General features: G+C 75.6%; 7 protein-coding genes and 1 riboswitch. Of the genes, 2 read left to right on the top strand and 5 right to left on the bottom strand.

From position 1 onward, the window contains the following. Nucleotides 1–48 precede the first annotated feature (48 nt). The 5 genes from ADK52_RS04955 to ADK52_RS04935 form a co-directional block, all read right to left on the bottom strand. Complete coding sequence (locus ADK52_RS04955) at nucleotides 49–1,974, bottom strand: ABC transporter ATP-binding protein (protein ID WP_053688559.1); 1,926 nt, start codon at nucleotides 1,972–1,974, stop codon at nucleotides 49–51. Then, nucleotides 1,971–3,389, bottom strand: coding sequence for an energy-coupling factor transporter transmembrane component T (locus ADK52_RS04950; RefSeq protein WP_234343428.1), 1,419 nt, complete (start codon nucleotides 3,387–3,389; stop codon nucleotides 1,971–1,973). The genes ADK52_RS04955 and ADK52_RS04950 overlap by 4 nt, the downstream gene beginning before the upstream one ends. Continuing rightward, nucleotides 3,386–4,066: an SCO2322 family protein gene (locus ADK52_RS04945; RefSeq protein WP_053688557.1), complete on the bottom strand. Its 681-nt coding sequence runs from the start codon at nucleotides 4,064–4,066 to the stop codon at nucleotides 3,386–3,388. The genes ADK52_RS04950 and ADK52_RS04945 overlap by 4 nt, the downstream gene beginning before the upstream one ends. After that, nucleotides 4,066–5,310, bottom strand: coding sequence for a prenyltransferase/squalene oxidase repeat-containing protein (locus ADK52_RS04940; RefSeq protein ID WP_053688556.1), 1,245 nt, complete (start codon nucleotides 5,308–5,310; stop codon nucleotides 4,066–4,068). The genes ADK52_RS04945 and ADK52_RS04940 overlap by 1 nt, the downstream gene beginning before the upstream one ends. A 136-nt stretch (nucleotides 5,311–5,446) precedes the next feature. Further along, a riboswitch (cobalamin riboswitch) is annotated at nucleotides 5,447–5,521 on the bottom strand. 121 nt (nucleotides 5,522–5,642) lie between these two features. Then, on the bottom strand, nucleotides 5,643–6,749 hold the full coding sequence (locus ADK52_RS04935; protein ID WP_234343426.1) for an MBL fold metallo-hydrolase: 1,107 nt from the start codon (nucleotides 6,747–6,749) through the stop codon (nucleotides 5,643–5,645). A gap of 219 nt (nucleotides 6,750–6,968) precedes the next feature. Here ADK52_RS04935 and ADK52_RS04930 point away from each other — a divergent pair, with 219 nt between their 5' ends. Continuing rightward, nucleotides 6,969–8,444 (top strand): aldehyde dehydrogenase, encoded by a 1,476-nt coding sequence (locus ADK52_RS04930; RefSeq protein WP_053688555.1) that lies wholly within the window; start codon nucleotides 6,969–6,971, stop codon nucleotides 8,442–8,444. Between the two features lie 5 nt (nucleotides 8,445–8,449). After that, nucleotides 8,450–8,683: a ferredoxin gene (locus ADK52_RS04925; protein ID WP_030163197.1), complete on the top strand. Its 234-nt coding sequence runs from the start codon at nucleotides 8,450–8,452 to the stop codon at nucleotides 8,681–8,683. Nucleotides 8,684–8,752 lie beyond the last annotated feature (69 nt).

The following is an 8,752-nucleotide window of genomic DNA, read 5'->3' as shown; positions in this document are numbered from 1 at the left end:
GCGCGGCGGCGGCGCGGGGGCCGATGCGGAGGGGGCGGGCGGGGCGGGTCACGGTGTGGCCTCGCCTTCGGCTCGGGGGTCGGACAGGGCCGTTGCCACCTGGGTCACCGTGAGCCAGGGGGCCGGGGCCAGGATCTTGGCCACCTGCGGGGCGAAGGCCGGGGACGAGACGACGACCTCGGCGGTCGGGCCGTCCGCGACGATCTCGCCGCCGGCCAGGATGACGACCCGGTGGGCCAGCTCGGCGGCGAGCTCCACGTCGTGGGTGGCGAGGACGATGGCGTGTCCGTCGGCGGCCAGCGCCCGCAGGATCTCGATCAGACGGGCCTTGGCCGCGTAGTCCAGACCGCGGGTCGGTTCGTCGAGCAGGAGCAGGGCCGGCCGGCCGGTGAGTACGAGCGCCAGGGCCAGGGCCAGGCGCTGGCCCTCCGAGAGGTCCCGGGGGTGGGTGTCGTCGGGGACGTCGGGGAGCAGGGCGGAGACGAGATCCCGGCAGGTTCCGGGGGCCGCGCCGGCGTCGGAGTCGGCGGCGGAGCACTCGGCGGCCACGGTGTCGGCGTAGAGGAGGTCGCGGGGCTCCTGGGGGACGAGGCCGACGCGGCGGACCATCTCCTGCGGGGCGGTGCGGTGGGGGGTGCGGCCGCGGACGGTCACGGTGCCGGTGGTGGGGGCGAGCGTGCCGATGAGGGTGGCGAGGAGGGTGGACTTGCCGGCGCCGTTGCGGCCCATGAGGGCGATGGTCTCGCCGGGCGCGACGGAGAGGTCGATGCCGTGGAGGACTTCGGCGCGGCCGCGGCGCAGCGAGAGGGCGGCGACCCGGGCCACGGGCTCCGGGTCGCCGGTGCCGCCGCGGGTGCCGGTCCCGGTCCCGGTGCCGCTCGCGACGGCGGGGCCGGGGGCCGGCCCGCTCCGGCGGAGCAGACGGGCCAGGCGGCCCGGGCCGGGGCCGCTGCGCGGGGCTTCCTCCCCACCCCGCCCCTTCCCGATCCCGGGGCTCCGCCCCGGACCCCGCGCCTCAAGCGGCAGCGGGGCCGAACGGCGTGGCGGGGCCGGGGCGGGCAGGGGGGAGGGCGCGGCGGGGGTGCTGCCGCCGGCCCCCCGCGGCTCGAACGCCGGCTCGGGCGTGGCGCCGGACGGCGCGAGGGGCGGCTGGGGCAGGCAGGACAGACGGGACAGGAGCGGAGCCGACCGGCGGCGGGCGTCGCGGACCGAGAGGGGAAGGGGGGACCAGCCCGCCAGGCGGCCCAGGGCCACCACCGGGGGGTGGACCGGGGAGACGGCCATGATCGAGGACGGGCTGCCGAGGACCGGGGCGGCGCCCGGGGCCGGGAGGAGGAGCACCTGGTCCGCGTACTGGACGACCCGCTCCAGACGGTGCTCGGCCAGCAGGACCGTGGTGCCCAGGTCGTGCACCAGGCGCTGGAGGACCGCGAGCACCTCCTCGGCGGCGGCCGGGTCCAGCGCCGAGGTGGGCTCGTCCAGCACCAGGACCTTCGGGTGCGGGGTCAGGACCGAGCCGATCGCGACCCGCTGCTGCTGGCCGCCGGAGAGGGTGGCGATGGGGCGGTCGCGCAGTTCGTTCAGGCCGAGCAGGTCCAGGGTCTCCTCGACCCGGCGGCGCATGACGGCCGGCGCCAGCCCCAGGGACTCCATGCCGTACGCCAGCTCGTCCTCGACCACGTCCGTCACGAAATGCGCGAGCGGGTCCTGGCCGACCGTGCCCACGACATCGGCGAGCTCGCGCGGCTTGTGGGTGCGGGTGTCGCGGCCGGCGACGGTGACGCGGCCCCGCAGCGTGCCCCCGGTGAAGTGCGGGACCAGACCGGAGACGGCACCGAGGAGCGTGGACTTGCCGACGCCCGACGGGCCGACCAGGAGTGTGAGCTCGCCCTCCGGGATCACCAGATCGGCGTCGCGGAGGGTGGGCTGCGCGGCGCCGTCGTACGTGACCGACACCTGCTCGAAGCGGATCACTGGGGTGTTTCCTTCGCGAGTGTGGTGGACGGTACGGGCGCCACGAACGCCGGGAGCAGGCCGATCAGGATCCCGGCCGCCGGCCACAGCGGGAGCGTCGGGGCGGCCAGCGGGACGACGCCGGGCTGCAGGGCGCCCGGATCGACGGACCCGGCACGGATCAGGACGGCGGCGACGGCCGCGCCCGACCCGGCGACCAGCCACGCGCGCCACCCCCAGCGGTCGGGCCGGTAGCGGGTCCGGATGCTGCGCCGCCCGCCCAGCCGCAGGCCCGCGAGCGCCAGCCCGAGCCCGATCACGAGGACCGGCAGCCCGTACGCGGCGCCCTCGGCGGCGAGCAATCCGTACGTGCCGGCGCACATGCCGAGCAGGCCGCCGAGGGTGAGGACGTTGGTGGTGTGCCGGACGGCGGGCGGGACCTGCGCGGTCCGGCCGTAGCCGCGCGCGTCCATCGAGGCGGCGACGGCGACCGAGCGCTCCAGCGCGCCCTCCAGGACGGGCAGGCCGATCTGGAGGATCGCCTTGACTCCGCCGGTGGGACGGCCGCGCAGGCGGCGGGCGGTCCGCAGGCGGGAGACGTCGGCGACCATGTTCGGCGCGAAGGTCATGGCGACGACGACGGCGACGCCGGCCTCGTAGAGGGCGGCCGGGAGGGACTTCAGCAGCCGGGCCGGGTTGGCGAGGGCGTTGGCGGCGCCGACGCAGACGAGGAGGGTGGCCAGCTTGGCGCCGTCGTAGAAGGCGAAGACGAGCTGCTCGGCCGTGACGCGGCCGCCGAGGCGGATCCCCTGGGCCGCCCAGGCGGGCAGCGGCACCTCGGGGAGGGTGAACAGGACGTGCGCGCCGGGGATCGGGGAGCCGAGCAGCACCGAGAACAGGAGCCGGAGCCCGACGACGAAGAGGCCGAGCTTGAGGAACGCGCCGTAGGAACGGGCCCAGGGGGCGGAAGTCCGGCGTGCGGCCACGACGTAGCCGGCCACGCCGACGATCAGGCCGAGGAGCAGCGGATTGGTGGTGCGCGAGGCGGCGGTGGCGAGCCCGAGCGCCCAGAGCCACCACGCCCCCGCGTGCAGGGCGTTGCCCCGACGGGCCTGCGGAGCGGTCAGCCGGTGCACCCGGCTCGTCTTGTACGTCGGCCCCGGCCCGGGACCACCCGCCCCGGCCCTCCCGGGCCCGCCCGGCGTCACGCCTTCGTCCGCGGGCCCGCGGGTCCGGGCCGTACCCGCACCACCCCCGGCGGCCTGCCGGCCGCCACCGTCCCCGCCTGCCGCGGTGACGCTCCCGGCCCCGCCCGTGCCGGCCACACCACCCACGCCGCTCACGCCGGCCACCGCCGCGTCCGTCGGCTCCGCCGCGCGGGGGGAGCCGGCCGGGCCGGGGCGGTCAGCGTCGTCGGGGGTGGCGGGAGGTGTCATCGGCGGCGGCGGGATTGCCAGACCGCGGCCGCGGCCAGGGCGGCAACCGCTGCCACTCCGGCCAGCAGGCCCGTCGACGGGCCGCCGTCGCCGGACTCCGCCTGCGCCGACGGCTGAGGCTGCGGCTTCGGACTCGGCTTCGGACCCGGCTTTTCTTCCGCGTCCGCGATCGGCTCGCCGCATCCCTGCTTCGGGTAGCCCGACACCGCGCACAGCAGCGCCGCGCTGTTGTAGCGGAGCGGCTTGGCGGCCTGTGCCAGGGCCTCGGCCGCCGTGGCGTCCGGGGCGACCTGCGCGCAGGCCGTGCGCGGGGTGTCCTGCGGCGGGGCGTCGCCCGCCGGGGCGTCCGCGGGGACGCCGAAGTCGACGACCACCGCGATCCGCTTGCGGCCCTCCACCACCGGAGTGGCGGCGCAGACCGCCGCGAAATCGGCCGCCGCGCGCGGCTTCGCCGCCTCGGCCGCCGCGTCCTGGCTCACCGCGAAACGGAAGCCGAGCGCCGAGCCGTCCGCAGGGCGGGCCGTCGAGGGGCCCTGCGTGGCGTACTGCCACTGGCCTCCCGCGCCCTCCCAGAACGACCAGTAGCGGTAGCCCGCCGCCAGGGCCGGGGAGGACGCCAGGAGGGTGAGGAGGATGCCGAACGCGAGGACCAGCGGGGTCAGGCCGCGGCGGCGCATCAGAGCTGGTTCTTCTTCCGGCGGCCGCTCAGCAGGACGCCGATGCCCATGCCGGCCGCCAGACCCGCGCCCACGATCCACCAGACGTTCGAGTCGTCCTTCGAGTCCGACGCGTTCTTCTTGGGCTCCGCCGTCGCCTCGGAGGTCTGCGGGGCCGGGCCCGTCGCGTTCAGGGCCGTCACCAGGTCCGTGCCGCCGAACGACTTCGGGTCCGTGCCGGTCGCGTGCGCGGCCAGGACGAGGGTGCCGAGGGCGGCCGGGCTGTCCTTGGCCCACTCCGCCGAGTTCGCCTTCAGCCACTCCAGCGCGGCCGTCGCCGACTGCTTGTGCCCGGCCGCGGCCAGAGCGATCACCGCGTCGGCGGTGTTGCCGGTGTCCGCGGTCGGCTGGTCCGCGCCCGGGGTGACGGCCGTGAGGTGGCCGTCCTTCTTCAGCGTCTCGGCCAGGTAGCCGGCCGCGCCCTGCGCCGCGGCCGCCGGGTCGGCGGAGCCCGCCGGGCAGGCCAGTGCGGCCGCGGGGGTGTCCGTGGCGGCGGGGTGCACGACCGCGCCCTGGCCCAGGCCGGCCAGGACGGCGGCGGCCGTGGCGTCCGCGTTGGCCGGGAGCTTGCCGTCCGGCGCCGGCTGGTAGCCGAAGGCGCCCCGGTCGGCGGCCGGCTCGGCGGCGCAGCCCAGCTGGAAGGCGAGCAGACCCTCGTACGCGGACTTGCCCGCCTTCGACTTCACGTCGGCCGGCTTCTCGCCCGCCACCGCCAGCGCGCTGATGACGACGGACGTGGAGTTGCCCTCGCTCGGGGTGCCGGGGACGAAGGCCCAGCCGCCGTCCTCGTTCTGGACGGACTTCAGCCAGTCCACGCCCTTCTTCACCGCCGCGTCCTGCCCGCCCAGCGCCTTCAGCGCCTGCACGGCCACCGCGGTGGCGTTCGTGTCGAACATCGTCTTGTCGTCGCAGGCAGCGGCGGCGTCCGCGCGGAAGGAGGCGAAGCCGCCGTTCGCGCACTGCTGGCCGACGAGCCAGTCGACGGCCTCCTTGGCCGGCTTCACGCCGACCGTCTGCTGGGCGAGCAGCGCGAAGGACTGCCGCCACACGCCGTCGTACGTCGGGTCCTTCTTGCCGAACAGGCCGGACGGGATCACCGGGGCCGGCGGGGCGGAGGGGGAGGGCGCGGCGAGGGCTGCGGGGGCGGCGCCCACGCAGAGCACGGCGGAGGCGGCGAGCGCGGCGGCGCTGCGGCGGACGTTCATGGGGGGCGGGTGCCTCTCGTGCTGGGGAGCAGGAGAGCAGGCCCGCACAGGGCACCGGGCTCCGGCTCCGTTTACCTCGACGGTGCCGGCCACCGGGGGCTCCGGCGGCGCGAGCCGCGCACCTCGCGTACGGGGCGGTCCGGCTCCCCGCCCGGCAGGGGCCTGGGCGGGTCACGGTTGCGGGTCAGCGCCGGAATCGCACCGGCTTCCCCCCGTACGGAAGGGTGGACGACGGGTCAACTGTACCGGCCCGTAGCAGCCCGGAAGGGTGGCGCCGGTGCGTAGCGCCCCTTACCCGAGGGCCCGCAGCCGTCCGCAGCCGTCCGCCGCCGTCACAGTGCGCGGTACGTGACCGGGTCGGTGCCCGGGACCGGCTCCGCCCGGCCCTGCTTCACCAGCCGCCGCAGATGGGCTTCCGCTTCCGAGACGGCGATGGTGCGGGAGCCGTACGGGATCTGCTCCCAGGGCCGGTTCCACTCCATGCGCTCCGCCAGCCCCCACGGGGTCAGCGGCTCGGCCAGCAGCTCCCACAGCCCGGTCAGCCGCTCCTCGTGGTGGCGCAGCAGTTCGCGCACCCGGGCCGGGGCGTCGGTGAAGGCGTACTGGTGCGCCGGGAGCACCTCGGCCGGGTCGAGACGGCCGATGCGTTCGAGGGAGTCGAGGTAGTCGCCGAGGGGGTCGGTGACCCGGGTGTCCTCCGGGGCCTCGTAGAGGCCGATGTGCGGGGAGATCCCGGGCAGCAGGTGGTCCCCGGAGAAGAGGCGGCCGTTGCCGGGGAGGTTCGCCGGGTGCTGTTCCTCCAGGTGCAGGCAGACGTGACCGGGGGTGTGCCCCGGCGTCCAGATGGCGCGCAGGCGGCGCCCGGCGAGGGGGAGCAGCTCGCCGGGGACGATCTCCCGGTCGGGGACGGCGGCCCGCAGCCCGGGCAGGGTGCGCAGGCGGCCGCTCGCGCGGGCGGCCCGCAGGGGGGCGACGTGCTCTTCGGGGGCACCGGCGGCGGCCAGCTTCTCGCTCATGTAGTCGAACCAGACGCCGGGCTCGGCGGAGCGGGTCCGTACGACGACCTCGGTGTCGGCGGCGTGCATGGCGATCCAGGCCCCGGAGGCTTCGCGGACCCGGCCGGACAGACCGTGGTGGTCGGGGTGGTGGTGGGTGATGACCACGCCGTGGACGTCGGCGACGGCGATGCCGAGGGCGCCGAGCCCGGAGACGAGGGTGTCCCAGGACTCCGGGTCGTCCCAGCCGGTGTCGACGAGGACGGGGCCGCGGTCGGTGTCGAGGACGTGGACGAGGGTGTGGCCGAGCGGGTTGTCGGGGATCGGGACCTTGATGCCGCGGACGCCGCCGCCGTGGTCGGTGACGTGCGGGGACGGGGACGGGGACGGCACGGCCCCGGGTTCGGTGGGCGGTGCGGACTGTGGCGACGTGTCCTGCGGCATGAGGGCTCCCTGTCTGCGCTGCGCCCGGCCGCGTCAGCGCCGCCCGGCTCACTCTCACGAGAACGTGTTGCAGTAGTCGCCCAAGTCGACCATCTGTAGCCGGTTCTGACTAGTCGCAACCCCTTGTTGGATCTTCCGGGCCGTTCCGTCCTGGCCGTGGACTCCTGGAACTAGAACTGGTATCAGTTCGGGAACGCCAAGCCGCAGGAGGCAGCAGCCATGACCGAGCTCGTGGAACACGGACACCTGTTCATCGGCGGGGAGTGGACGGCTCCGCTGGGCACCGACACGATCGAGATCGTCTCCCCCCACACCGAGCAGGTCATCGGCAGCGTCCCGCACGCCTCCCGCGCGGACGTGGACCGCGCCGTCGCGGTCGCGCGCAAGGCCTTCGACGAGGGGCCCTGGCCCCGGATGTCCCTGGACGAGCGGATCGCCGTCGTCACCCGGATCAAGGACGCGATCGCCGTCCGGCACGAGGAGATCGCCCGGTCGATCAGCTCGCAGAACGGGTCTCCGTACTCCTGGAGCGTCCTCGCGCAGGCGCTCGGTCCGATGATGGTCTACGACGCCGCGATCCAGGTCGCGCGCGCCTACCCGTACGAGGAGCACCGTCAGGGGGCGCTCGGGCCGATCCTCGTGCGCCGTGAGCCGGTGGGCGTGGTCGCGGCCGTCATCCCGTGGAACGTGCCGCAGTTCGTGGCAGCCGCCAAGCTCGCGCCCGCGCTGCTGACGGGGTCGACGGTGATCCTCAAGCCGTCTCCCGAGTCGCCGCTGGACTCGTACATCCTCGCGGACATCGCCCGCGAGGCCGGGCTGCCGGAGGGCGTCCTGTCGATCCTGCCCGCCGACCGGGAGGTCAGCGAGTACCTGGTCGGCCACCCGGGCGTCGACAAGGTGGCCTTCACCGGCTCGGTCGCGGCCGGCAAGCGCGTGATGGAGGTCGCCGCCCGCAACCTGACCCGGGTCACCCTCGAACTCGGCGGCAAGTCGGCCGCCGTGATCCTGCCGGACGCCGACCTGGAGTCCACCATCGCCGGGATCGTCCCGGCCGCCTGGATGAACAACGGACAGGCCTGCGTGGCCCAGACCCGGGTGCTCGCGCCGCGCAGCCGGTACGAGGAGGTCGCCGAGGCGCTCGCGGCCGCGGCCGGCGCGCTGGTGGTCGGCGACCCGCTGGACCCGGCGACGCAGCTCGGGCCGCTGGTGGCCCGGCGGCAGCAGCAGCGGTCGCTGGACTACATCCGGATCGGGCAGGAGGAGGGCGCGAAGGTCCTGGCGGGCGGCGGCCGCCCGGCGGGGCTGGAGCGGGGCTGGTACGTGGAGCCGACGCTCTTCGGGGACGTGGACAACTCGATGCGGATCGCCCGGGAGGAGATCTTCGGACCGGTCGTCTGCCTGATCCCGTACGGGGACGAGGCGGAGGCCGTACGGGTCGCCAACGACTCGGAGTTCGGTCTGAGCGGCAGCGTCTGGACGGGGGACGTCGAGCACGGCATCGACTTCGCCCGGCAGGTGCGGACGGGCACCTTCAACGTGAACACCTTCAGCCTGGACATGCTGGGGCCGTTCGGCGGCTACAAGAACAGCGGTGTGGGCAGGGAGTTCGGCCCCGAAGGGCTGAGCGAGTACCTGGAGCACAAGATGATCCACCTGCCGGCGGGCTACGCGGCGGGCAATGCGGCGGGTGCGTGAGCGCCGTGGGTGACCGCTGGGTGGTGGAGGTGGACCGGGGCGTCTGCATCGGCTCGGGGATGTGCGTGAACCACGCACCGGAGGGCTTCGCGCTGGACTCGGCGCGGCAGTCGCATCCGCGGGATCCGGAGACGGACGCGAACGAGCCGATCCTGACGGCGGCGGAGGGCTGTCCGGTGGAGGCGATCCTGATCACGCTGGCGGGGACGGGGGAGGCGGTGTTCCCGCCGGAGGAGTAGTAGAGGAGAAGGGGAGGAGAGGAGCGGGGGAGGAGTAGAGGCTTAGGGGGGTGGGGTGGGGGAGGGGGG

Source organism: Streptomyces sp. WM6372, assembly GCF_001279655.1.
GTDB lineage: Bacteria > Actinomycetota > Actinomycetes > Streptomycetales > Streptomycetaceae > Streptomyces.
The sequence above is the reverse complement of the archived record's forward strand: the minus strand, read 5'-3'. Positions and strand labels throughout refer to the sequence as shown.

What these genes read in the sequence shown, in the direction of transcription:
- ADK52_RS04950 (WP_234343428.1), bottom strand. Translation starts at nt 3,389, where the DNA reads ATGACACCTCCCGCCACCCCCGACGACGCTGACCGCCCCGGCCCGGCC.
- ADK52_RS04930 (WP_053688555.1), top strand. Translation starts at nt 6,969, where the DNA reads ATGACCGAGCTCGTGGAACACGGACACCTGTTCATCGGCGGGGAGTGG.
- ADK52_RS04945 (WP_053688557.1), bottom strand. Translation starts at nt 4,066, where the DNA reads ATGCGCCGCCGCGGCCTGACCCCGCTGGTCCTCGCGTTCGGCATCCTC.
- ADK52_RS04940 (WP_053688556.1), bottom strand. Translation starts at nt 5,310, where the DNA reads ATGAACGTCCGCCGCAGCGCCGCCGCGCTCGCCGCCTCCGCCGTGCTC.
- ADK52_RS04935 (WP_234343426.1), bottom strand. Translation starts at nt 6,749, where the DNA reads ATGCCGCAGGACACGTCGCCACAGTCCGCACCGCCCACCGAACCCGGG.